This is a genomic window from Actomonas spartinae (genome assembly GCF_051209155.1).
Taxonomy (GTDB): Bacteria; Verrucomicrobiota; Verrucomicrobiia; order Opitutales; family Opitutaceae; genus Actomonas.
This window is the reverse complement of the sequence record NZ_JBPJGB010000001.1, coordinates 1,650,493-1,675,297: the sequence shown is the minus strand read 5'-3', so window position 1 is coordinate 1,675,297 and position 24,805 is coordinate 1,650,493. Positions and strand designations below refer to the sequence as shown.

Annotated in this window: 20 protein-coding genes and 1 tRNA gene; 14 read left to right on the top strand and 7 right to left on the bottom strand. The window is 65.7% G+C overall.

The window, feature by feature from the left end:
* Positions 1-17 precede the first annotated feature (17 nt).
* From pyrR to tsaE, 8 genes are all read left to right on the top strand, one after another.
* Complete coding sequence (pyrR, locus tag AC0MRV_RS06795; protein ID WP_472763686.1) at positions 18-548, top strand: bifunctional pyr operon transcriptional regulator/uracil phosphoribosyltransferase PyrR; 531 nt, start codon at positions 18-20, stop codon at positions 546-548.
* A gap of 28 nt (positions 549-576) precedes the next feature.
* The gene (locus AC0MRV_RS06790; RefSeq protein WP_472763685.1) at positions 577-1,524 is read left to right on the top strand and encodes an aspartate carbamoyltransferase catalytic subunit; all 948 of its coding nucleotides are present in this window, start codon (positions 577-579) and stop codon (positions 1,522-1,524) included.
* A 178-nt stretch (positions 1,525-1,702) separates the two neighbouring features.
* Entirely contained in the window at positions 1,703-2,998 is a 1,296-nt protein-coding gene (locus AC0MRV_RS06785; RefSeq protein WP_472763684.1) for a dihydroorotase, read from the top strand.
* Between the two features lie 76 nt (positions 2,999-3,074).
* Positions 3,075-4,028, top strand: coding sequence for a DUF2167 domain-containing protein (locus tag AC0MRV_RS06780; RefSeq protein ID WP_472763683.1), 954 nt, complete (start codon positions 3,075-3,077; stop codon positions 4,026-4,028).
* 18 nt (positions 4,029-4,046) lie between these two features.
* Complete coding sequence (locus AC0MRV_RS06775; RefSeq protein ID WP_472763682.1) at positions 4,047-5,180, top strand: hypothetical protein; 1,134 nt, start codon at positions 4,047-4,049, stop codon at positions 5,178-5,180.
* Between the two features lie 70 nt (positions 5,181-5,250).
* Positions 5,251-6,114 (top strand): lysostaphin resistance A-like protein, encoded by an 864-nt coding sequence (locus AC0MRV_RS06770; protein ID WP_472763681.1) that lies wholly within the window; start codon positions 5,251-5,253, stop codon positions 6,112-6,114.
* Positions 6,115-6,116: 2 nt separating this feature from the next.
* A complete protein-coding gene (locus AC0MRV_RS06765) occupies positions 6,117-7,076 on the top strand; it encodes a thiamine-phosphate kinase (RefSeq protein ID WP_472763680.1) in 960 nt (319 codons plus the stop codon).
* Positions 7,054-7,491, top strand: coding sequence for a tRNA (adenosine(37)-N6)-threonylcarbamoyltransferase complex ATPase subunit type 1 TsaE (gene tsaE, locus AC0MRV_RS06760; RefSeq protein WP_472763679.1), 438 nt, complete (start codon positions 7,054-7,056; stop codon positions 7,489-7,491). Before AC0MRV_RS06765 ends, tsaE begins: the two co-directional genes overlap by 23 nt.
* A gap of 53 nt (positions 7,492-7,544) precedes the next feature.
* Here the strand turns inward: tsaE and AC0MRV_RS06755 are convergent, their stop codons facing one another.
* Together AC0MRV_RS06755 and AC0MRV_RS06750 are read right to left on the bottom strand one after the other, a co-directional pair.
* The gene (locus AC0MRV_RS06755) at positions 7,545-7,970 is read right to left on the bottom strand and encodes a YiiD C-terminal domain-containing protein (RefSeq protein WP_472763678.1); all 426 of its coding nucleotides are present in this window, start codon (positions 7,968-7,970) and stop codon (positions 7,545-7,547) included.
* 57 nt (positions 7,971-8,027) lie between these two features.
* Positions 8,028-10,163, bottom strand: coding sequence for a hypothetical protein (locus AC0MRV_RS06750; protein WP_472763677.1), 2,136 nt, complete (start codon positions 10,161-10,163; stop codon positions 8,028-8,030).
* Positions 10,164-10,477: 314 nt separating this feature from the next.
* On the opposite strand from AC0MRV_RS06750, the gene AC0MRV_RS06745 reads away from it, so the two are divergent.
* On the top strand, positions 10,478-12,490 hold the full coding sequence (locus tag AC0MRV_RS06745) for a cyclic nucleotide-binding domain-containing protein (protein WP_472763676.1): 2,013 nt from the start codon (positions 10,478-10,480) through the stop codon (positions 12,488-12,490).
* Between the two features lie 72 nt (positions 12,491-12,562).
* Here AC0MRV_RS06745 and AC0MRV_RS06740 read toward each other — a convergent pair.
* Positions 12,563-12,647, bottom strand: a tRNA-Leu gene (locus AC0MRV_RS06740).
* A 128-nt stretch (positions 12,648-12,775) separates the two neighbouring features.
* Here AC0MRV_RS06740 and AC0MRV_RS06735 point away from each other — a divergent pair.
* Both AC0MRV_RS06735 and AC0MRV_RS06730 read left to right on the top strand, forming a co-directional pair.
* On the top strand, positions 12,776-13,708 hold the full coding sequence (locus AC0MRV_RS06735; RefSeq protein WP_472763675.1) for a serine O-acetyltransferase: 933 nt from the start codon (positions 12,776-12,778) through the stop codon (positions 13,706-13,708).
* 84 nt (positions 13,709-13,792) lie between these two features.
* Positions 13,793-15,853 carry a hypothetical protein gene (locus AC0MRV_RS06730; protein WP_472763674.1) on the top strand — a complete coding sequence of 687 codons (2,061 nt, stop codon included), beginning with the start codon at positions 13,793-13,795 and terminating at the stop codon, positions 15,851-15,853.
* A gap of 19 nt (positions 15,854-15,872) precedes the next feature.
* Here the strand turns inward: AC0MRV_RS06730 and AC0MRV_RS06725 are convergent, their stop codons facing one another.
* Positions 15,873-16,925: a quinone-dependent dihydroorotate dehydrogenase gene (locus tag AC0MRV_RS06725; protein ID WP_472763673.1), complete on the bottom strand. Its 1,053-nt coding sequence runs from the start codon at positions 16,923-16,925 to the stop codon at positions 15,873-15,875.
* A gap of 229 nt (positions 16,926-17,154) precedes the next feature.
* Here AC0MRV_RS06725 and AC0MRV_RS06720 point away from each other — a divergent pair, with 229 nt between their 5' ends.
* Together AC0MRV_RS06720 and AC0MRV_RS06715 are read left to right on the top strand one after the other, a co-directional pair.
* Entirely contained in the window at positions 17,155-17,934 is a 780-nt protein-coding gene (locus AC0MRV_RS06720) for a hypothetical protein (RefSeq protein WP_472763672.1), read from the top strand.
* Positions 17,935-18,031: 97 nt separating this feature from the next.
* A complete protein-coding gene (locus AC0MRV_RS06715; protein ID WP_472763671.1) occupies positions 18,032-18,646 on the top strand; it encodes a polysaccharide biosynthesis/export family protein in 615 nt (204 codons plus the stop codon).
* On the opposite strand, the gene AC0MRV_RS06710 is transcribed toward AC0MRV_RS06715, so the two are convergent.
* From AC0MRV_RS06710 to AC0MRV_RS06700, 3 genes are read right to left on the bottom strand one after another with little or no spacing between them, the layout of a single operon-like run.
* Entirely contained in the window at positions 18,647-19,675 is a 1,029-nt protein-coding gene (locus tag AC0MRV_RS06710; RefSeq protein WP_472763670.1) for a tetratricopeptide repeat protein, read from the bottom strand. It abuts the gene before it with no gap.
* Between the two features lie 3 nt (positions 19,676-19,678).
* Positions 19,679-20,110, bottom strand: a complete 432-nt coding sequence (locus AC0MRV_RS06705) for a c-type cytochrome (protein WP_472763669.1) — start codon at positions 20,108-20,110, stop codon at positions 19,679-19,681.
* Positions 20,107-21,375, bottom strand: a complete 1,269-nt coding sequence (locus AC0MRV_RS06700) for a PQQ-dependent sugar dehydrogenase (RefSeq protein ID WP_472763668.1) — start codon at positions 21,373-21,375, stop codon at positions 20,107-20,109. Before AC0MRV_RS06700 ends, AC0MRV_RS06705 begins: the two co-directional genes overlap by 4 nt.
* A 188-nt stretch (positions 21,376-21,563) precedes the next feature.
* Here AC0MRV_RS06700 and AC0MRV_RS06695 point away from each other — a divergent pair, with 188 nt between their 5' ends.
* Positions 21,564-24,803 (top strand): ATP-binding protein, encoded by a 3,240-nt coding sequence (locus AC0MRV_RS06695; protein WP_472763667.1) that lies wholly within the window; start codon positions 21,564-21,566, stop codon positions 24,801-24,803.
* The last annotated feature ends 2 nt before the right edge of the window (positions 24,804-24,805 follow it).

Here is a 24,805-nt window from a genome sequence, read left to right as displayed (position 1 = left end):
CGGCAAAACCGGCACCCGTGCCTGCGCCGCTGACTTTCGACGCCCCCGAAATCCACTCCGCGATCGAGCGGATCATCTCCGCCGTCCGCGAACGCCACGGCGATCGCCCGCCGCTTGCCGTCATCGGCATCGCCAATGGCGGCACCGAGCTCGCCCGTCGGCTCCACGCCGCCTGCGGCATCGCCGAACGCCTGGGCGAGATCGACATCTCGTTTTACCGCGACGATATCGGCCGCAACCCGATCCCCAAGGAATCGCGCCCGACCATCATCCCCTTCGACGTCACCGGCCGCGACATCCTCCTCGTCGACGACGTGCTGCACTCCGGTCGCACCCTCAACGCCGCCCTCAACGAACTCTTCGACCATGGCCGTCCCGCGTCCGTCGAACTCGCCGTCCTCATCGACCGCGGCGGCCGCAAGCTACCCTTCGCCGCCAACTACACCGGCCTCACCGTCGAAACCACCGCCGCCCAAAAAGTCGCGGTCAACCTCGACCCCGACGATCCCTCCCAGGACACCGTGACCATCGCTTCGGCCCAATCGTAAATCGTCCTTCGTAAATCGTAAATTTTCCATGTCCTGGAACCGCCGCCACCTCCTCACCCTCGAAGAGCTCTCCCTCGATGAGCTCAACCAGATCCACAGCACCGCCACCGCGTTCAAGAAGATCCTCACGCGCAGCGTGAAGAAGGTCCCCGCCCTCCGCGGCAAGACCATCGTCAACCTCTTCATGGAGCCGAGCACGCGCACCCGCATGGCCTTCGACATGGCCGCCAAGCGCCTTTCCGCCGACACCCTTTCGCTCGACGCCAAAACCTCCTCGACCACCAAGGGCGAATCCCTCCGCGACACCGCCCAGAACATCGAAGCCCTCCAGGCCGACATGCTCGTCGTGCGCCATTCCGCCCCCGGCGCCCCGCTCTACCTTTCCAAGATCCTCGGCATCCCGGTCATCAACGCCGGTGACGGGGCCCACGAACACCCGACCCAAGGTCTGCTCGACACCTTCACCATGCGCGAACGCCTCGGTGACCTGAAGGGCCGCCGCGTCGTCATCCTCGGTGACATCCTCTACAGCCGCGTCGCCCGCTCCAACATTCAGGCGCTCATCAAATTCGGCGCCGACGTCACGGTCTGCGGTCCCTCCACCCTCGTGCCGCGCCGCTTCGAGTCGCTCGGCGTCACCGTGTCGCACAAACTCCGCGACGCCCTGCACGACGCCGAGGTCGTCATGCTGCTCCGGATACAGCACGAGCGCCAGAACGCCGGCATGTTCCCGTCCATCGGCGAATACACCTCGATGTTCGGGCTGAACCAGGAACGCGCCGCCTGGCTCCACCCCAACGCCATCATCATGCACCCCGGGCCCATCAACCGCGGCGTCGAGATCGACAGCGAACTCGCCGACGGTCCCCGCAGCGTGATCCTCGACCAAGTCACCAACGGCATCGCCGTCCGCATGGCCGTGCTCTATCTCTGCTCCGGCGGCCAACCCGAATACGTCACCAGCAGCGCGGCGTAAGCTGCGCTGCATCTTAATCTTTATTTTTCTCTTTATCCCCGCCGACCGAACCCCATCCGCCTCCCAAATCGGCCCCCATCCGCCCCGTGGGGAGAAAGATAACGAGAAAGAATAAAGACCACGTTCCCGTCTTCGCCTTCTCCCTTTTTCAGATTTTCAGCCTTTCAGCTTTTCCACCATGCCCAGTCTCTGGATCAAAAACGCCCGCGTCATCGACCCCGCCAACAAGCGCGACGCCGCCGGTGAGCTCTTCGTCAAAAACGGTGTCCTCGTCGACAGCCTCTCCGCCGCCGAGAAGAAACGCGCCAAAGTCATCGACGCCGCCGGTCTCGTCGCCTGCCCCGGTCTGGTCGACGTGCACGTGCATTTCCGCGAGCCCGGCCAGACCCACAAGGAGAACATTGCCACCGGCTCGCATGCCGCCGCCGCCGGTGGATTCACCACCGTGGTCTGCATGCCCAACACCTCGCCGCCCGCGAGCAACACCGGCACCATCCAGTTCATCAAGGATGCGATCAAGCGCGACGCGGTCATCAAGGTCCTGCCCACTGGCTGCATCACCGTCGACATGAAGGGCGAAAAACTCGCCCCCATCGGTTCCCTCGCCCGCGCCGGCGTCGTGGCCATCACCGACGACGGCGACTGCGTGCAGAGCAACGAACTCATGCGCCGCGCCTGCGAATACGCCAAGATGTTCGACCTGCCGCTCATGGATCACTGCCAGGACCATTCCATGACCGTCGGCGCCGTCATGAACGAGGGCGAGGTCTCCGCCCGCCTCGGCCTGCGCGGGTGGCCCAACGCCGCCGAGGACCTCATCGTCGCGCGCAACATCATCCTCGCCACCTACACCGGCGCGCACATCCACCTGCAGCACATTTCCTCGGCCAACTCGGTCGAACTCATCCGCCGCGCCAAGTCGCGCGGAGTTTCGGTCTCCGCCGAAGCCACGCCGCACCACATCGCGCTGACCGATGCCTGCCTCGAGACCTACGATCCGAAGTTCAAAATGAACCCGCCGCTGCGCACGGCCGAAGACCGCGACGCCATCATCGAGGGCTTGCGCGATGGTTCGATCGACATTGTCGCCACCGATCACGCGCCGCACACCGACTACGAGAAAGATCAGGAATTCGACTATGCGCCCAACGGCATCCTCGGCCTCGAAACCTCCCTGCCCGTCACCCTCGATGTGCTCGTGCGCCAACACCGCTTCCGCCTACCCAAGGTCATCGATCTGATGACCCGCAAACCGGCCGAACTCTTCAAACTCAACGCCGGCACGCTCAGCGTCGGCGCCGCCGCCGACATCTGCCTCTTCGACCCGAAGCAGACCTGGACCTACGATGCGAAGGCCGGCTTCTCCAAGTCGTCCAACAGCCCGTGGCACGGCGAGCAAATGCGCGGCCGCATCAAGGCCACCATCGTCGACGGCAAGGTCGTCTACGATGGCAAGACCGTGAAGCGACGCTAGGTCGGTCGCCTCTCCCTTTCCCCTGGCCGCCCTCACCCACCCGCAGCCTGACTCGCTGCAACCCTCCAGCCCCACCATGTCGCTATCCACCCTCCTTCGTCTCGGCCTGTTCTGCAGCGCCGCGATCTTTGTCAGCGCCCAGGAAGAACCCGCCCCGGCCGAAACGCTCACGCCCGAACAGGAAGCCGCCCTCGCCGAGGCGATGGCGCAGATGTCCTTTCCCGAGCAACTGCAGGCCATGGGCGTGCCCCTCACCGTGGGTCCGGCCACCGCCCCGCTCGGAAATGTGGCCGAGGTCGAGTTGCCGGAGAACTTCCACTTTGTGGGCGCCGACGGACTCGAGCTCTTCTACGACATCACCCAAAACATGATGGGCGGCAACGAGGTTGGCGTCGTCATCTCGCCCGATGGCTGGATGTTGTTCTTCGACTTTGAAGACATCGGTTACGTGAAGGATGACGAGAAGGATTCGCTCGATGCCGATGAGCTCATGGAGTCGATGACCGAGGGTCAGGAAAGCGCCAACGCCGCGCGCCGCGATCGCGGTTGGGACGAGATGCAGCTACGCGGCTGGGTCCAGCAACCCCACTACGACGCCGCCTCAAACAACCTCAAGTGGGCCTTTAACCTCTCCTCCTCCGCCGACAATCACCAGGAAGTGTGGATCAACCAAAACATCCGCCTGCTCGGCCGCTCCGGCGTCATGAACGTCACCATGGTCGGCGACCCGGAGAACTTCACCGCCGAGGAAGCCGCCGCCGATCAACTGCTCGCCTCCGGCTTCCACTACGTCGCCGGCGAGCGCTACGCCGAGTTCAAGGAGGGTGACAAGATCGCCAAATACGGCCTCGCTGCGCTCGTGCTTGGTGGCGCCGGCGCCATCGCCACCAAAACCGGCCTGCTGGCCAAGTTCTGGAAATTCATCGTCGTCGGCATCCTCGCCATCGGCGGTTTCCTGAAGAACCTCTGGAACCGCATCACCGGCAGCCGCCCCGTCGAAGCCAGCGACAGCTCCGACAAGGCGGAGTAAGCCCCGGCGACCGCTCGCATGTCGTCGGAATGGGCGAGCCTCCTCTTGGTCGTGTGGGCGCTTTACGCGCTGCATGGCCTCGTCTGGCGGCGCGCCCCCCGCTTCCACTTCAGCTCGTGGTGGGGCAGCCGGCGGGCAGCCGCGACGCTCAAAACGTGGAGCACCTTCGGCCCCCTGCCAAACGCTTGGCGCCTGCGCACCGATGATATCCCGTTCGCGCTTTCCAGCGAGGGCCTGACCAACCTGCCCGTCGGGTCACTCGCCCGCCCCTCGCCCTTGCCGCGCACGCTCGAGGCTTGGCGTTGGGCGGAGATCCAAAAGGTCGAAACCCGGCGCGGCCGACTCTGGATCAACGGACGTCCCTTCGCACCCGCCACCGGCCATCTCACGGCCGACCAGCTCAGGGCCTTGGCCGCCGCCGCCCCCGCGCAACGCGCGGCCCGGATCGATCAGCTCCTGCGCGACGGGTTGCGCCCCCAACACCTGCGGCGACTGCAGCGTCTGCTCCTGCTTTCGACCAGCACCGCCGTCTCCTGCAACCTCACCGCGCTCTTCATCTGCCTGCTCGGTTCCCTCTACCTCGGTCTCGGCCTGCCCGCGCTGCTCGATAGCCGCTGGAGCGACGCCATTGCCCGCGGCGCGCCGTGGGTCCTCGGTTACGCGGCGCTGCTGCAAATCGTCGCCTTCGTCTCCGCCTGGTCGGCCGGACGCAGGCTCGCACGCCACAGCGGCGCGGCCCCCGGCAAGGTGCTCGGCGCGGTGCTCTTCATGCCGCCGCAGAGTTTTCACCTGCGCGCGCTGCTGGGCGAAAGCCTCTGGCCTGTCGCCCATCCGCTGGCGGCCGCACTCGCCTTTGGCTCAGCCGCCTCGCGCCGTGAGGCGGCCTTCAATGTGCTGGCCGACCTCGACTGGCCCCTTCCCGCCGCGGCCGCCGGTGACGACCTGCCCCGCCAGATCGCGCGCGATCACCGCGCCCGACTGCGCCCCCTCGTCGTGCAAGCACTGCGCGGATTCGGCATCGACGCGGCCGAACTGCTCGCTCCCCCACAACCCGACAGCCCCGGCGTCTGCGCCTACTGCCCCCGCTGTGGCGACCAGTTTGTGAAGGCCGATGGACAGTGCCCGCACCGTATTCCGCTGCGCCCATTGTAACACCGGTCACCCGTTTCAACGTTGGCATTCCCTCCCGGGCTGCTCTCATCGCTGGTCTTTCGCGCAGTTCATGGAGTCCGTCGAGTTCAGCCCCCCCGTCCTCATCGCCCTCGCCGGGCAGAGTCTGCTCCTGCTCGCGGGTCTGGCCGTATTGGTGCGTATCTTCCTCACCAAAGCAGGACGCTCCGTGTGGCGCCAACCCAGTCCCCTGACGCCCCTGCACTGGACCTGGTTTGAATTTGGCGTCGCGACCTTTGTCGTCATCGCCGGCGCGGTAGCCGGGCAAGTCGTGGGCAGCCTGGTCGTCGATGGGCTGCCGTTGGATGACGAACAACAGCTCACCGTCCTCGGGGCCGGCTTCCAACTCGGCATGCTCGCCGGCGCCGCCTTCGCGCGCATGGCCGTGGCCAAGACCCGCACCCTCGACGCCGCCGACGAAGACGCGCCCGCTCCTGTCCCACCGCCCATGCCCAAAGCCACGCCATGGTTCGCGGGTCCCATCACCTTGCTCGCCGCGCTGCCCCTGCTTTCGGCAGCCAACCTCGGTTGGGTCGCGCTGCTCGAACACTTCGGCTTCGACACCGGCAAACAGCCCATGGTCGACATTTTCGCCGACACCCAATCGCCCTTCGTGCTGATCGGCATGAGCTTCCTCGCTGTCGTCATCGCGCCGGTGACCGAAGAGGTGATCTTCCGCGCCGGCCTGTTTCGCTTCCTCCGCGGCCGCCTGCCTCGTCCCGTTGCGCTGCTGCTGCCCGCGATCATTTTCGGCACCCTGCACGGCAACCTCGTGGCCTTCCTGCCGCTGGTCATGCTCGGCGTGTTCTTTGCTCTCGCCTACGAGCGCACTGGCCGCATCAGCGTGCCTATCATCGCCCACGGGCTGTTCAACCTGAACACGATCCTGATGCTGCTCGCCGGCGTGGAGTTTTAAGCATGTCGCCCTTCACCCGCCAACGTCGTCTCTCCGTCGCTGCGCTCGGCGAATCGCAGCTCATCCGCGAGATGCGCCGTTGGCTCGGCACCGCCTCCCCCCGCGCGCCCGGCGGCATCGGCGACGACTGCGCGGTCCTGTCCGGTTCGCCGCGCGACCAACTCATCACGGTCGACCCGGTCATCTACGGCGAACACTTCAACGACTCCATTCCGGCGCGCGGGGTCGGCGCCAAACTCTTCAATCGCAACCTCAGCGACATCGCCTCGATGGGGGGACGTCCCCGCGCCGCCGTCGTGGCCCTCGCCCTCAACGACAAGGTGAAGACCGCGTGGCTGCGCGAGTTCTACGGCAGCCTCGCCACCATCGCCCGCAAGCACCGCGTGCCAATCATCGGCGGCGACATCGCCCACCACGCCGAGGGTCTCATCGCCACCATGACCATCGTTGGCGAAGCCGCGGACAATCGCTGCCTCACCCGCCAGGGCGCGGCCGCCGGCGACTGGATCTTTGTCACCGGCACGCTCGGCGGCAGCATTCTGGGCTGGCACTATAAATTCGCGCCGCGTCTCGCCGAGGGCCAATGGCTCGCCCAACACCCGCACGTGCGCTCGATGTTGGATGTGAGCGACGGCATCGCCAAGGACGTGCGCTCGCTCACGCCCGCCAACTGCCGGCCCGCCCTGCGCGAAGGCGCGATTCCGATTAGTCGGTCCGCCCGTCTGCTCGCCAAACAATCCGGGCGCAGCGCCCTCGACCATGCGCTCAATGACGGCGAGGACTACGAGCTGCTCTTCACCCTCAGCGGCAACGCCGATCCGGAAGCCTTTGTCGCGGAATGGCGCCGCCACTTCCGTCGTCGGGTCACCTGTCTCGGTCGTTTCGTCAAACGCCGCGCACGATCCGGCTTCGCCGACGAGCTCAACCTCACGCCGCACCATGGCTTCGAACATCTGCGCTGAGCTCCGCGCCGGCGTCACCACGTCCAGCGCCGGCGAAACGCGCGAGCTCGCCGCCGCGTTGGCGACCGCCCTGCCCGACGACACGGTGCTCGCGCTGCACGGCGATCTCGGTGCCGGCAAAACGACTTTTGTGCAAGGCCTGGCGGCCGGCCTCGGTATCCACGGACCGGTGACAAGCCCCACCTTCAACCTCTACACCCTCTACGAAGGTGACCGTCGGCTGCTGCACCTCGACGCCTACCGGCTCGACCGCGAGGACCAGGTGGAGGCGCTCATGCTGGAGGACTTTCTGGTCAGTCCCTGGATCGCCGCGATCGAGTGGCCCGAGAACATCGCGGGGTGGTTCCCGGCCAACACCTGGCACCTCGATCTCGGCATCGTGGACGGCGTGCGTCACACGGTGACGTTGCGCTGAAGCGCTGGCCCGCCACCCCGCCCAACGTGGGCGACGCGTGCGGCGAACGCGCCCTACCGCAAGGCCACGAACTCCCCGCTAAAGGTGGCGCCAAGGGTTTCACCACACCGCACCGTGCCGTCGAGCCGCAGTCGCGCCCGGCCATGCCGGTCAAACATCCGGCCAAACTTGGCGAAGGCGGCGGCGTCCACCCCTGCACACCGCGCCGTGAAAGCCCCGGTGACCGGTTCCAGGTAATCGATCTGATTACTCTGAATCACCAAACGGCCCGAGCGACCGCTTTCACGCATCACAAAGTGCAGCCATGACCACGCCGACAGGATCGCCACCGCCGACAAACTGCCGCCAAAGGCCGTGGCCCGATGGTTGATGTTGGGTTCGAGTGGCGCGGTGAGCTCCACCGCCGCGACGGAGCAGGAGCTCACCCGCACCCCCATCGCCGCAGAGAGTGGGATGTGGGCATGGAGATAGCGCTCCATTACTGCGGCTGCTTGCGCATCGTGCTCAGCCACCGGTCGAAACTGCGGACAACGCGACTACGCGTCGCTCTTCTTCGGCTCGTCGCCTTCGGACTCCTCCAACTCCGGAGCGGCCGGGGCCTCCGTCGAGGCTTCGGGTTCCGGCTCTTCGGTGGCGGCAGGCTCGGACGTCGGCTCGGTGGCAGCGGGTTCGGCCGGAGCTTCAGCGCTGGCGGTCGGCTCGGTGCTTTCCGCCGGGGCATCGGCCTTGGTCTCAGCTTCGGTTTCGACCGGAGCCGGAGCTGGCGCGGCCTCGGCCGGCTGCTCCGCTTTTTCCGGCTTAGCCTCTTTGGGCTTCGGCTCGGGCATGGGCGCAGCGGCAAAGAGACTGCCGTCGATGAATTCGGTGACGTAGCCCTCGGTGACCAGCCAACGCAGGTCGAGGTGCATGCGCTTGACCTTGGGCTGATCCTCCGGGGCAAACGGCGACACGGTGCCGGACGCAGCCGGCGCGGGAGCCGGGGCCGGCGTTGGCTCGGCGGCGGGCGCCTCACCTTCGGTTTGCTCCGCCGCAGCGGGCTCCGTGGGCGGAGCAGTTTCCGCGGCGGGTTCGACAGGAGTCGGAGCCGGCTCGGGGGCGATCGTATCGATGCCGAGGAATTTCTCCGGCAGCTCGCTCACCTTCACCATCGGATGCGTTTCGATGAAGTTGATGAGTTCGTCGATCGAGTCGGCAAAGGTCTGGCCAGGCACGCGGAACTTACGCTTCACCGCGCAGACGTAGCTCACGCCCTTGGAGCCCTTCTTGAAGATCGTGAAGCCTTCGCGGCGGAGACGGCCGCGCAACGCGTTGGCCGTGTCCAGCGGGAAGCGTTGCTGGCGCTCGAGCGCACCGAGGACGGCCCGTTTGATTTCGCCGTCGGGCAACTTCTCCAGCGCGTGACCGTGGAAACGGCCGTGCTCGTAAGTGCGCACGGCCTTGTCCCGAGCGTGGGTGAGCAGAAAAACCTTCGCGTCGGTCAGAGAGTCGAAGGACAGCGCGTTCGAAGCCGGCGCGGTTGCCGCGGCGGCCTCCTCAACGGCCGGCGCTTCGGTGGCGGGCACCTCGGCGTCGGTCGATTCCGTCGTCACTTCGGATTCGGTCGCTTCGGCAGCAGGCGCCACCTCGGCCTCCGCCTCGGGTGCGGCTTCGGTCGCGGCGGGCGCGGACTCCGGGGCCGCCTCGGTGGCGACCGGCGCACTACCCGGACCGATCCAGGTGTAGCGGGTCACCTTCTTCATCGACTCGAGCCAGGCGTTGACGACCTCTTCGTCGCGCACCGATTCGATGCGGTTGCGGAAGTTGTCGAACGACATGCGGCTGAGGCGCGTGGCGTGGTGCTGCTGCACGATCTGGTTGTAGAGGTGGTAGTTCGGCGGGCCGAGCAATTCACCGGTGACGCCGCACTTGTTGATGACTTGGAAACTGCCCTTGGGCGGATCGGTCTCGACCTCTTCGGTGCGGAAGAACTTGTCCACGTGGTGCTGCATCACGTGGTTGATCGCCGCATCCTCTGACTCGAAGGGCAGACTATCGGGCACCGCGACGTAGAAGGGCTTTTTCTCGGCCGCATCCGCCGGGTTCTGCGCCGGCTTGCGCTCGAGCACGACGACGAAACGGTCGTGTTTGCCAATGACGGTCTTGGCGATGTCGAAAAGTTCGAAGGTGCGGCAGGACGCACGGATGGTCTTCGACAGGGCGGCGAAGCTCACGTCTTCCGGATAAAAGGTGACGTCGAAGAACGGGCTCACGTAGGGCGCCGCCGGAGCCTGCGGGCCACCGGGTCCACCACGACGGCGATCACCGCCGCGCGGGCCACCCGGGCCACGACCACCCCCGCCGGGACCGCCACGACGTTCGCGATCACCACGACCGCCACGACGTTCGCCACCACCGTAGCCACCGCCGCCACCAGGACCACGGTCCCCGCGCGGACCACGACCCTCTTGCCCCTCGGTCGGTGCACCGGCCGGACGCTTGAAGCCGCGGCGATCCTTGCGTTGGTCGCGCGGACCACCCTCGCGTCGGGGACGGTCGTCGCGGCCGCGTGAGCCGCCGCCCTTCTCGGGTTTGTCCTGGGTCCATTGCGTGCCGAAGCTGAAACTCTCGAGTTGGGTGAGATCGAGTTTGTTGAAGTCCTTCTTCGGTTCTTCGTTCGTTGGCTTGTCGTCCATGCGAAAACGGGCTGGGGCCCGTGCTAGATAGTGGTGTTTGAGTGGTGTCGGCAGATGAGCACGGAGGCTCAGGGGCGGAGTGTCCACGGCGCCCGACCGCACGCAAGCACGATTCCGCCTGCGCACCCGCCCGCGGGACGAAGTGTCCGGCGGCGAGTTTCGATGCCTAAAGTCGAGCCGTCTGCGAACCGATGAACCCCATGTCCCTTTCCGCGAAGATGCTTTCCAAACGCGATTTGCCCAATTCCCCACGCTTGCGTGATACGCCCAAATCCCTTGGCTCTTGGCCGTCGTCACCCCCCGCCCGTTCAACCATGGAAGAATCGCCCCAGTCGGACGTCATCCCGCCGCCGCAGGCTCTGCCCAAACCCGACCAGACCGAACTGCTCTCCATCGTTTCGCTGTCGCTCGCGAAGGAGTTGAGAACCGTCGTCTTCGATGACGACCATGTCATCGTGAAATACGTGCCGGCGCGCACCTACCTGGCGCTCACTCCGGCCCAGTGGAAGGTGTTGCGCGTCTTCGCCCATCGCACGGCGACCGTGCCGCAGGTTTTGTTCGAACTGATTTCCGACCGCCGCTGCATCCCGCTGCGCGAATTCTACGAGGTGGTGATCAAAGCCTACGAACGCGGCATCCTCCAAGCCGCCGGGGAAGCCCCGCTCGCCGAGGTGCCGGCCGAGGACTGGAGCCATCGCGCGTCCGGCCGCAAAGTGCGCCCGATGGTCATCGTCGCCGCGCTGGGTGCGGTGGTTTCGATGGTCCTGAAACCCTTTTCGTTACCCACCGCCTGGTGGGAGCTGTTGACGGGCTGGCTCATCGCCTGTGGCAGCGCCAGTCTGGGCTACTTCCTTTCCTGCTGCGTCGCCCGCGACGAGGAATCGGAGATCTACCACCCCGGCTGGCGATTCAAGACCCTGTTTCCCCATTGGCACGCTGACCTGCACGACGCGGTGATGGGCGGCCGCGACACGGTGGTGAATGTTTCGCTCGCACGCATGGCACCGTTGATCGTCGCGATGGGCATCGTGCCCTTCGTGCATCCCGGCATCTCCTTCCTGCTCTTCTGCGCGTTCATCTACCAACTTTCCCCCTTCTGGTGGTCACCGGGGCTGACCCTGTTGCACGCGCGTTACGGCAAACCTTCGCTGGACGCGTTTCGGTCCTTTGTCTTCGAACCCAATCGCAACCGCTGGTTCGCGCTGCGCACGCGACTGAAGCACACCGACGTCAAATTTCTCAATCTGCACCTCGGCATGACCGTGGGTTGGTTGCTGCTGGTGCTCCTGGCTGGTTCGCTGCCCCTGCGCGCCAACGCCGTCGAACTTTGGCAACAATACCAGGCCTCCGGCGGACTCCACTTCACCGCGCTCGCCATGCTGGCCCTGCTCGGACTCATGGTGGTCGGTTCCATCGGCACCGCGGTTTGGCTGGTGACCCAGTCGCTCGTCGATCGCGTCCGGGCCTGGATGCAAAAATCTCTCTCCCCCAAGCCGGTGCCCATTTCGCCCGAGGCGGTCCTCGAAACCGTCGCCACTTCCCTGTTGTTCAAAGGCTTCAGCCGCGAGGAACGGGCCCGTATCGCCGAAATCGCCGAGCCCTGTGAATACAAGAAGGGCGCCATGATTGTGCGCGAAGGTGAACCCGGCGAAGAAGTGTTCCTGGTCCACAGCGGCCGCGTCGAAGTGTTGCGCGATACCGACTCCGGACGCCCCGAGTGGGTCGCGACCCTGGAGCGCGGCGACGTCTTTGGCGAACGGGCTCTACTGGAGGCGGGCGTGCGCACGCGCTCGGTGCGCGCCCTCACCCCCTGTGTGCTGCTCGGCCTGCACCGCAAGACCTTCGAAGAGCTGGTGCTGTCCCGCCTCAACCGCACACAGATTGAGGAAATCCTGCAGAAGGTGGCCTTCCTCCACCGTATCGAACTTTCCGCGACTTGGAGCCCGCAGGCCATGTTCGCCTTTGCCCGCCGCGCACTCATGCAGAGCTTTGAGGTCGGCCAGACCCTCATCCGCGCACACGACGACAATCAGTATTTCTTTCTGCTCTACGAAGGCGAATTGTCGGTGGTGAAAAACAAAGAGGAGGTCGCCCGCCTCAAAGCCGGCGACTTCTTCGGCGAAATCAGCGCCCTGCAAAACAGCACCGCCACCGCCACGGTCAAAGTCCGCACACCGGCCAAGTGCCTCGTCGTCGCCAAACGCGAATTTCTGCAGTTCCTCGTGAACGACTTTCTCGTCGGCCTGCACTTCGAAAAGATCAGCTCCGACCGCCTCGGCGAACCCATCTTCCCCCTCAAAGGCCGCAGCTTCGACGTGCTGCGCTGAGGCACCGGTTCAACATTCGCCCTACCCGGCACACTCAGGGCACAAAAAAACCCGCACTTCGCGGGTTTAAAATGGTGCTCAGGAAGGGACTCGAACCCTTACACCTTTCGGCACACGCCCCTCAAGCGTGCGTGTCTACCAATTCCACCACCTGAGCAGGTTTTGAAGAGGGGAAGGCGGACTAAGAAAGATGCTCCGCACCTTGTAAAGCCCCGAAATGTATTTTCTAGATTCGACTTGGGGCCGGTTCCGTCCGACCCCTTTTTGACCGTATCTCCTCCGCCCATGACGATCGACGCCATTCAGCGCGCCCTGCTCGAGTCCTACGAGACCCAGGGGGGCATTAACCATATCGACGGCAGTAACTTGCCGTCGGATGAGTCCATCAATTGGCTCGCGGCCGAGATCATGCATCTGCTCTTCCCCGGCTTCTTCGAGCGCAAGCCGCTCGCCAAGGAGGACGTGCCCGCCATCACCGCCGAGCGCCTCAAAAACGTCTGCTTCCGCCTCGAGGAGGAAATCGCCAAGGCCCTGAGCTTCGACGGCGATCCCGACCCCGCCCGTCACGCGGCCGATCTCGCCCAACAACTCCTGCTCAAACTCCCCGCCATTCGCGACGTCTGCCAGACCGACGTGCAGGCCGCCTACGAGGGCGACCCCGCCGCCCGCAGCGTGGAGGAGATCATTCTCGCTTACCCCTGCGTGTTGGTGATCTCGATCCAACGCGTCGCGCACGAGCTCTACAAACTCAAGGTTCCGCTGCTGCCGCGCATGCTCACGGAGTATGCCCACGAGCGCACCGGCACCGACCTGCATCCCGGCGCCCAGATCGGCACCCACTTCTTCATCGATCACTGCACCGGCGTCGTCGTCGGTGAAACGACCCGCATCGGCAATCACGTGAAGATCTATCAAAACGTGACGCTCGGCGCGAAGTCCTTCGAGCTCGATGACGACGGCAACCCGGTCAAAGGCGTGAAACGTCACCCCGACATCGAGGACCACGTCACGATTTATCCGAGCGCCACCATCCTCGGCGGCAAGACCGTGATCGGCCGCGGCTCGATCATCGGGTCGAACGTCTGGCTGATGAAGTCCGTCGATGCCGACAGCATCGTCTACTACGAGGGCGATCGCACCTCGGTCGTGCGCAACCAAAAGGACCGTAAATCACCCAAGGGCACGCCACCCGACGCCGCCCTCGACTGGTCGATCTGAACGCTCGCCACCCGGCGGCGTCAGCTCGCCACATCCACGCGGAAAGGCTTTGCCTCGAACGGGTTGTTGCGCTTCTGCAACATCGTGAAACCCCAGTCGCTACTCCGTTCCCTCATCCTCTTGATTGCTTGGTTGGGCGCGGCCCATGCCGCGTCGGCCGCAAAGTGGGAATCGATGGACCTCCCCCCCGGAGCCCGATCGATCACGAAGCTGGCGAACTCGGCCACCGTCACGATCGGACTCATCAATTCCCACCTCTACCGCACCACCGATGGCTCGACCTGGGAGGAAACCGAGCTGACTGCCTCGGTGTGGAACATCGGCCACGCCAACGGACACTTCTGGGCCCTCACCGTCGACGCGATCTACTTCAGTCAACACGGCAAAACCTGGACGCGGGCGGGCACCCTGCCCACCGACATCGGCACCCCGAGCGAATTTCAACTCACGCCCTTCGGCGCCATCTGCACGGGGCGGATTTTTGATTCCTCCACCGGCGTGACCACGGTCACCAGCGTCCTGCGGATCAGCTCTGACCTGGAGAACTGGGAGCCGGCCGGCGCCCTGCCCGAGACCAACGACAAACGCTACCCTTCCCTGTCTCGGTCTGGCGTCGTCCAAGGCGGTGAAACGACCGTGGTCAACTACTGGGTCTACGGCGACGGCATCCCCAACAATTGGCCCATGCGCCTCCTCGCTTGGAGCAACGACGGTGGCCGCACGTGGACTCAGTCCGTCGCCGAGGACGACCAAGCACCCGAAACCTTAGCCTACGCCAACGGCGTCTTCGTCGGCATTTGGCTCGGAGGTCCCATTCTTCGCAGCACCGACGACGGCCGCAGTTTTCAGATCGTGCGCAAACCAGTGCCGGAAACCTTGTATAGTGAAGTTTGGACCGGTGGCGGCCGTTTCTTCACTCGCGCCGCAGCAACTTCGGAGGCTCGGCTCTACAGTTCCATTGACGGTGAAACCTGGACTGATGCCGGCACGGTGCCAGTCAGTCACTTCACTCCTCTGACCGGTGCGGCCTACGGTGCAGGTCGCTACTACCTAAGTGGCATGACCGGCGAGGCGGGTCTCGAACCGTTTGCCATCGTTTCCAATCTCGCGCCGCCGCCGGTGCTCACTCAGCAACCCGTTCCTCAGACCATCGCGGCCGGTCGAGCCCTCCACCTTTCGGTCCAATCCACCGCGGGCACGGCGACGAGCTATCAATGGCAACGTAACGGGGCCGACATTCCCGGCGCCACCGCCCCCGAATATTTTGTGCCCCGCGCCGCCTCAGCCGTGGAGGGCATATACCAATGCGTGGTCCGCAACGCCACTGCGACCATCCTTTCCGGCCGCGCCACCGTGACCACCATTCCCGCGACCGCTGGCGGACGATTGGTTAATCTTTCCGTCAACACGCTCACCGGTGCCGGCGACGAGTCGGTCAACGTCGGCTTCGTCGTCAGCGGCCCGTCCGCCAAACCCCTCCTGGTGCGGGCCATCGGGCCAACCTTGGCCGATTACGACTACACCGATCAATTGCCCGACCCGAACCTCGATCTGTTCACCGGGGGCGCCTCCATCGCCTCCAATGACGATTGGAACACCGACGACGGCCGTGGTTTGGGCGCCTTTCCGTTGCCTGCCGGCTCCCGCGATGCCGTGCTTCGCGACGACCTCGCGAGCGGCATCTATTCGATCGTCATCAATGGCAACGGCCAGGTCGCGGGCCGTATTGTGACCGAGGTCTACGACGCCAACCTCGACTCCGCCGACTCGTTGCTCACCAACCTTTCCGCCCGCGCCGTCGTGGCCAGCGACCAGACCTTCATCGTCGGCTTTGTGGTCGGCGGCACGACCGAACTGGATCTCATCATCCGCGCCATCGGCCCCGGGCTCGCCGCCCACGGGATCGAGAACGCGATGGGCGATCCGGAGGTCACGCTCTTTCGCGGTTCCGACGTCATCGCCACCAACGACGACTGGTCGGGCGACTACGGGCAGGCCCTGGGCGCCTTTCCCCTGGAACCGGGGTCCAAGGATAGTGTGCTCTCCGTCCGCCTCGCGCCGGGGCTGTATTCCGCCCACATCCGTTCCGCCGCAATCAGCGCGCCGGGCGGCATCCTGCTGCTCGAACTTTACGACGCCGACTGAACGCGGCCGCCGCCGTCGCTCAACGCCGCTGGCGATCCGCCAAACCGCGGGCGAGTTCGGCGGCGAAGAAGGGACCGCGGTAGATCATGCCGGAGTAGACCTGCACCAGCGTCGCGCCGGCATCGAGCTTCTCGCCGGCGCTCGCCGCATCGGTGATGCCGCCGACGCCGATGATCGGCAGCCGGCCGTGCGTGGCGCGCGCAATGTAGTTGATGATCTGGGTCGAACGCCGGCGCAGCGGCGCGCCGCTCAATCCACCCGTTTCCTGCACCGCCGCGAAGGGGCCGGGCCGCGCGATCGTTGTATTCGTGGCGATGATACCATCGAAACCAAACTCGGCGATGACCTCCAACACGCTGTCGATCTGGCCGTAGGTGAGGTCCGGCGCGATCTTCAGCAGCAACGGACGACGCGCCGCGCCGCGCGCCTGGTTGGCCGCACTGACCTCCCCCAGCAGCTCCCGCAGCCGCGCCTCGTCCTGCAGCTTGCGCAGGTCCGGCGTGTTGGGACTGGAGACGTTGAGCACAAGGTAGTCGGCGAACTCGGCCAGCTTGCCAAAGCTGCGCAGGTAATCGTCGACCGCCTTGTCGAGCGGCGCGGCCTTGGACTTACCCAGGTTCACGCCGAGCGGGATTCGCCGCTTCCCCACCCCCGGCTGCCCGGCGAGTCGTCGGGCCACCCGATCGGCGCCTTCGTTATTGAAACCCATGCGGTTGATCACGGCCTCTTGCTCCGGGTAACGGAACATGCGCGGCGCCGGATTACCCGGCTGGGCGAGCGCGGTGACGGTGCCGATCTCGACATGACCGAAGCCCATCGCCGCCGCCGCCGGCCAAGCTCGGGCGTTCTTGTCGAAGCCCGCCGCCAGACCGATTGCATTGGGGAACTTGAGCCCAAAGGCTTCGACTGGCTTGAAGCGCGACGCCGGCAGCCGGTTCCACGCCTCCATGAGTCGGCACGCCGGCTTCAGCCAGCCCAGTGCAGCCATCGCGGTGGCCCCCACTTCATGCGCCCGCTCGGAATCGAGCTGGAACAACATCGGACGCATTACCTTCTCATAGAGAAAATCCATCGGCGCCGGACACTGAAACTCCCCGCGCAAAACGCAAGAATGCGCCCGCCGCCGCCGCAAATCTCCCCGCGCCTTCCCACTAGAAATCCACCTCACAAGCATCCAGCGCTTCACTCCGGGAAAAAACGGCCGAATTCCGTCTCAAGAAAAGTCACGCGAAAGTGGTTTTCGTGGTTTGACTCGCGCAAAGCACACCCTTTTTCCTCCGACCAACCTAGACACCCGTAACATGGCAAAATCCTCCTCCACTCTCGATTGGTGCATCGTTCGCCTTGGTGAAGACCACAACTGGTGGGTCGACGAAGTGAGCGATCCCGTCCGCTGGGACGTCGATGGCTTAAGCATCGTCGACCCGCGCCAAGTGGATTACTTGGTCGAGCTGGTGGATCCGCTGCGCGACTACGGCTTCGACCAGGACACCCTCGACGTCGCCTTCATCCCCTTCCGCATCGAGAAAGATCTCGGCGAGGGCCGCGTGCGCCTCAAGCGCGTCAAGGACTCGCTCTTCGAGAGCGACGAGAAACTCTTCGCCCTGCCCGATATCGTCGACGACGAGAACGGCCCCTACGCCGATCTGCTCGACCACCTCACCCGCTGCCGCGTGAAGATGCTGAATGACGTCTTCGACTTTGAGTCCAAGCTCACCGTCGACGAGGTCGAGGACGAGATCCGCGAGGACCAGAACGCCAGCTTCATCGAGGGCAAGGCCATCCACACCTTCGAAGAGCTCACCGCCATCCTCGATTACGTCCCGGCCGGCTACGACACCGACGACGAAGACGGCGACACTTCTTCCGACGAAGAGGACATCGACGACGAGGATCTCCCCGACATCGACGAAGAGGACGAGAGCGCGCTCAAGGGCGACGCCTCCCTCAAGTGGGACGACGACGAAGAGGAGGAGGAATCCGACGACGAGGAATCCGAAGGCGACGACGAAGACTCCGACGAGGAATCCGACGACGACGAAGAGGAAGAAAAGCCCCGTCGTGGCGCTCGCCGCGGCTGAGTCCCGCCCCCCTCCACCTCACCTTTGCACAGCGCGACCCCTCCCGTGGGTCGCGCTTTTTGCTTCCGTCCGCTCCCTGCCTCGCTGAACTTCCGGCATGCGTCTCCGCTTGCCCCGCCTTCAAGCCGTCACGATCCCCTTCGTTTGCTGCTGGCTGCTGCTCGGACTCAGCGGATGTGAATCGACCGGCGGCACCGCCGGCGGCGGCGGCAACCCGCGCCTGCCGGAGTCGGCCAGCGCCGCGGTGCTGCGCGCCGGCGACAGCCTCGGCGTGTCGCTGCAGGGCATTCCCGATCCGAGCGTGCACAACGTGCAGATCGACGACCAGGGTTTGATTTCCCTGCCCTACATCGGCGGCATCCCGGCCGGTGGACTCACCGCCTCCGATCTTTCGGCCCGGATTCGTCAGGCTTACATCGATGGTCGCTTCTATCGCGCGATCGACGTTTCGGTGAGTGTGACCGAGCGTTACGTCTACGTCGGCGGCGAAGTCCAGCGCCCCGGCCGTATCCTTTGGACGCCCGACCTCACGATGACCAAGGCCGTTCAGGCCGCCGGCGGTTTCACGATCTACGCCAAGGAGAGCGCCGTGAACGTCACCCGGGAGCAATCGGCTTACCAGCTCGACGCCCGCCTGGCCCAGCGCAGCCCCGCCGATGACCCGCGCCTCATGCCAGGCGACTCGATCCAGGTCGACCGCTCGGCGTTCTGATCACCGGGGCGGCTTGGCGCCGAAGACCTGCTCGTAACCCGCCGCCAACTTGGCGCGATCGACTGGCGCGACGTGAGGCGAGGCCATCATCTGCCGATACCAGCGATCCGCCGCGCCTTGATCGCGCACGGCGCAGGCCGAGGCAGTCAGCAGCACCAGCGCGATCGGGTTTTGCGGTTCGACACCGAGTGAACGCTCCAGCATGGCGACGCCTTCTTCTCGTCGATCGAGCGCGAACAGCACTTGCCCGGCCTCGATGTAGGCGATCGTCGCCGCGGGCTCGGCGGCAATCACCGCCTCGAAATTCGCCAAAGCGTCGGCCAAGCGCCCGCGCCCCTTAAGAGCCCGCCCATTTTCCAAACGCAGCGCAGCCGACGCCGGATTCGCCGCCAAGGCCTCGCGCAACAAGCGGGCGGCTTTGCTGGTTTCACCGATCGCCTGGTTCAAGGTGATGAGCCGCAGCCACGCCTGCACCAGCGAGGGATCCAGTCGCACCGCCGCTTCGTATTCGGGCAGCGCGTCGACTTGCCGCCGCAGACCTTCCCACAGCACGGCCACGCGAAAGTGGATTTCACCGTCCTCCGGCGCGAGTTCGAGCGCCCGTGCAATATGACGCTCAACCGACTCCTCGTCCTCCAGCATTGGCCCCGCGGACGCGGCGTCCAGAACTCGACCGGCGTCGTGGGCCCAGGCCAGGTGCGTTGGGTCCCAGGTATCAACCGGGCGTGACCATGCCGGGTTGTCCGGTTCCCTCGCGCTCAATTCGGCATAGGCGACCGCCGCTTCGGCGGCGTAACCATTCGCCTGATACAAGCGGGCCAGCTCGGCCAGCCCCGTGAGTTCGCCCTGCCGTGCCGCTTGCTCCGCCGCCTGCACCCGCGCCACCAGCACCTCCGACTCTTCGCTCAGCGCTGGCCTCGGCGGCACCGCCCCTGCAACCGCCGCCCGATCAAGGGCCCCGACCGCATACCAGACCGCCACGATCAGGATCGCCACTCCACCGCACAGCCACGCCAGCCGACGGTTCATCGTTCAGGGCGCCGGGTTCGCGTCCGTCGGTCCGAACGCCTTGACCACGTAGGCCGCCAGCGCCTCCACCTCGGCGTCGGCCAAAAAACCGAAGGGGGGCATCTCCCAGCCCATCGGATTGTCGCGCCCCTGGAGGGAGGCCGAACCGCCACGAATGACGGCCGCGACGCGCTCCACGCCCTCCGCCACGATCGGGCCGTCAAGGATGCCGGGCTGGAAATTGGGCACCCCGCCACCATCCACCATGTGGCAGGTGGCGCAATGTTCCTGATACAGGGCCGCGCCGTCGGGCGCCGGCGCACGGGGCGGTGGCGCTGGCGTGGCGGCAGCCACCGGCACAGTCGGCGCGGCCGGTTTCTGCAACAGCAGTCCCGCGCCGATCACGCCGACGCCGAGAACCACCAAACCAACGCTCAACCGCGACGAGGAGCTCATTCGCCCGCGTAAAAGACGCGCCAGATGCGGTTGCCCTGGTCCGCGCCAATGTAAAGCGAACCATCCGGTCCGGCCGCGACGCCCATCGGGCGGAAGTCCGCATCACGCGGGCTGCTGATCTCGTCCTTGCCCATAAAGTCGTCGGCGAAGATCGACCACTCCCCCGTCGGCATTCCGGCATCATCGCAGGGGATGAAGACCACGTTGTAGCCTTTCTGCGAGGGACGGTTCCACGAACCGTGGAAGGCGAGGAACAGACCGCCGTGATAGGAGGCCGGGAATTGTTCGCCGCCGTAGTAGGTCATCTGCATCGGCGCCCAGTGCGCCGGGAAGGCGATGGTCGGGTCCTGGAATTTGCCCGGCGCCGGCGTCTTTTTCCCGTCGCCGCCATACTCCGGCGAGAACAGGCGCTTTTTCTCGATCGGGCTGTAGTAGGTGTAGGGCCAGCCGAGATTGGCGCCCCGCGACAGGACGTGAAACTCCTCGGCCACATGCTCCGCGTTGTAGGCGGTGTTGAAGACGTCGGGCTTCACCACATCGAGCACGTCGCGGCCGTTTTGCGCGCCGAAAAGTTGTTGCGAGACCGGATGCCACGCCAGCGACAGGATGTGGCGATGACCGGTCGACCAGTGTTCGCCCTGCGCCTGGGTGAGCGGCGCCTTGGCGGGGTCGAACTTCCAGATGCCACCGTGCTCGCTGAGGAACGTATCCACCTCGGCGTCGCTCAAGCCGGCCGCACCACGCGCCCGGTCGGGCTTGCCCAGCGAGTTGGAGGGCGATCCGACCTCCACATAGAGCATACCGGCGCCGTCGAAGGTAAACATCTTCGAGGCGTGCTGGCGCTGATCCGGCAGGCCGGTGACCACGGGCTCGATCGTGCCGCTCGGCACGAGTTCGCCGGCGGCCCGCTTCATCCGATAAACGGCGTCGTTGGTCGAAAAATACAGGTAACCACCGTGCACCGCGATGCCACTGCCCCCCCCATCCGTCGCGATGGTTTCCGTGACGTCGGCCACGCCATCGCCATCGGTGTCCCGCAGGGCGCGGATGCCGCCGCCGCGGAGGCGGCCGTAGAGGTCGCCATTGGGCGCCACCGCGATCCCGCGCACCCCATCGACGTTGTCCGCCACGACCACCGCTTTGAATCCGGCGGGCAGCGTGATGTCGCCGTTGTTGGGGCTGGCCGCCAACTCGGCGCGGGCCGCCACGGTGAGGGTGAGGAGCGATCCAACGATCGCAGCGTATCGGGTAAAGGAGGGCATCATGGTCGGGCAACCATAGGCGCCGGACAGATGCGCGCAACCTCCCCCGGCAACCCGTCTCGCCACGCCGAGATTGACGTTCAATACCCCCTGCGGCCCTGCGGTCGGCTCTGAAAAGCACGATCGTGACCGTCTTACGATGTTGCTCGCGACCGTTCCGCTCAGTTTCCTCCCTGCCAGTCCTCTGGCCCGTGCTTAGACCAACGCAACTTGTCTTTCTGGGGGCGGTTCTGCTCGCCGCGTTGGCGAGGAGCGAAACCGTCGGGGACTTCGTGCCCGCCACCCCGAGCGGCACCCTCGAGACCGGCGCCCCGAGTTTTACCATCATCGCCCCGCAATCCCTCGGCATCAGCAGTCCGCTGATCGACATGCACGTGCTGCCCGACGGGCGCCTCCTGGTCATGGCGAAGAGCGAAATGGCCATCGGGGACGGCGTCCGCTGGGTGAAGATTGAGAAGGCGCCGTCCCAGCCCAGCATCAACCTGGAACGCGTCATCGTCGGCGAAGATGGCACCATCTACGCCGGTTATTCCAACGCCTTCGCCCGGCTCAAATTCGACCCGGAGGGCACGTGGAGCTTCGAGCCGATCGCCCCCATTCCTCCGGTCGAAAGCTACGGCGACCCGCAGCTTACACATGTTACGGCCGCCGGCGGCAAGTGGTTCTGGTGGTGGGGGGCGGGACCCATTTTCCATTGGCAACCAGGCACCACGCCGCAGGTCGTCGGCATCGCTGAAAATCCCCGGGCCTTCTTTGCCGTGAACGGCGTCGTGCACATGAGCGACGGGGCCAACGGCAACCTGTATGCCTTCGACGGCGAACGCTTCACGTCGAAGCTCGGCCCGCCGGATCACTACGCCGAGAGCACCATCACCTCGAGCGCGCCGCTCGAGACTGGCCGCGTGCTGGTGGGCACCACCGGCCGCGGCCTGCTCACTTGGGACGGCACCGCGCTGCGACCCTTTGCCACCAAGGGCCTGCTCTCCCGCCCGCTCGGCATCACCAGCCTCTGCGCCGTCGGCCAGGGATTGTTCGCCGCCGCCTCCAACAATATCGGACTCATCTTCTTCGATCGGCACGCCCGCGTCATCCAGGTGCTCGACCGCAGCAACGACCATCGGCTCGCCCGTATCTCCAAGCTGATCCCGACCCCCAACGGCGCCCTCTGGGCCGTGCTCAACGACGGCATCGCGTGCATCGACTTTCCCTCCCGCCTCTCTCATTTCGAGGCGTTCATCGACACCGGCCTCGCCTACGCCAAACCGTTTCGAGTCGGCGACGACCTTTGGCTGTTGTCCGACGGGCATATTCAGCGCGGCCTCTACGACGAGGACCGGCGCATTCGCGGATTCACCATCGATTCCCCGCCGGGCTACGCCAACGAACTGGCCGTGCTCGATGGCGTCCTGCTGGCCGGGACGCGCGAAGGTTTGTTCCAGCGACAGGCCGATGGCACCTGGCAGAAACTCAGCGCCGCCTCCAGCCCCCTCATCCGGCTCGAACCCGTGGCACGCGGCCGCTGGCTCTACGCGGCCGAGGAGGAGGTGGGCTGGATCCTCGCCGACGGCCAAGGTTCGTTCACCACCGAACGCATCCCCCGGCCCGGTTTCGGCCACGTCTACGGCGCCATCACCGATGCGGCCGGCGACTTCTGGGTCGAGCTTGGCACCGGCAAGGTTGCCCGGGTGCGCCCGACCCTGCCCCAACCGACCGTGGATGCCTTCGGGCCCGGCAGCGCGCTCGGCGCACGCTGGCCCAACCTCTTCAAACTCGACGGCGAAGTCAGGGTGAACGCCCCCTGGCATATCTATCGCCTCGACCCGCTCACCCATCAACTGCGGCTCGACGAAGCCTTGCTCGAACGCATCCCCGCGATGAGTCAGGTGCTCGGTCGTCCGACCACCGACTCCCTGGGACGCCTGTGGATCACCCATGAAGGTCGCCTGCGCATCTACACGCCTGACGGCAATCGCTACCTGCCGACCAACGAGATCCTCCCCCTCGAACTGCAGCCGCTGCACATCTACCCCCAGACCGACGGCGTCGTCTGGCTGCACGAGCCCCAACGCCTCGCCCGCTACGACCCCAGCATCCCCCTCCCCCCACGCCCAGCGCCACGCGCCATCATCGCCCGCATCCAGCCGGTCGATCGCGGCCTGACGTTGTATCCACCTTTCGATGACGACGCGCCGCTCGACCCCGGCACCGACGCCCTCGTGATCCAATTGCAGGCCACCGGGGCGGCCAACGGCGAGACTGCCACCTTCGAATACCGGCTCGACGGTCGCGACGAGGCCTGGCTCGAGCTGGAAGCCGACGGTGTGCTCACGCTCGCCAACATCGCCGCCGGCGACTACCGGCTGCGCGTGCGCCCCCGCACCGGCGACGACGTCGGCGACGAGATCGCACTCGACCTGCACATCTCCGCCCCCTGGTTTCGCACCCCGTGGGCCCTCACCGCCTTTGCCCTCTGCGGCGCCGCCATCATCGGACTCACCGGTTGGCTCTCCTCCCACGTCGTTCGCCAGCGCAACGCCACCCTTGATCGCATGGTCACCGCCCGCACCGATGACCTGAAACGGGCCAACCAGGAACTCGCCCTGCAAGTGGAGGAAAACGAGCGCAAAGCCCACGAACTGGAGGCCAGCCAGGGCGAAATCCGCCAACTCAACGCTGCCCTCGAGCAACGCGTGCACCAGCGCACCCGCGAACTGCGCGAGGCCAACCGCGACCTCGAAGCCTTTTCCTACTCCGTCGCCCACGACCTGCGTTCCCCGATCGGCAACATCTCCAGTTTCGCGAAACTCCTAAACTCGATCGATCCACCCGAACCCGGCTCGGAACGCGACCAGGTCACCCGCCACATCATCACGGAATGCGACCACCTGATCGAGCTGGTGCAAAGTTTCCTCTCCTTTGCCACTGTGCAGAAGTCCGCGATTCGGTGGGGCCAGATCGACCTCACTCTCCTCCTCACCGACATCCGCGAACGCCTGATGCGCGATTGTCAGGATCGCTCGGTGACCTGGAAGATCGCCGCCCCACTCCCCACCGTGGCCGGCGACAGCACGCTGATCCGGCAAGTCTTCACCAACCTGCTCGGCAACGCCCTCAAGTTCACCGGCGAGCGCGAGGTCGCGGTCATTGAAATCACGGCGCACGTGACGCACGACGGCGCCCACGCCGAGATCAGCATCGCCGACAACGGCGCCGGTTTCGACCCCGCGACGATCCGACTCTTCGAGCCCTTCCAGCGGGCGCACGGCTCTCGCCGTTTCAAAGGCACCGGCATCGGCCTCGCCAACGTCCACCGCATCGTGACCCGCCACGGCGGCGCCATCACCGCCACCGCCGCCCCCGAACAAGGCGCAACCTTCGTCGTCACCCTACCGCGCAACCAACCCTTCGGCGGCACCCACCCGCCGATCTAGAG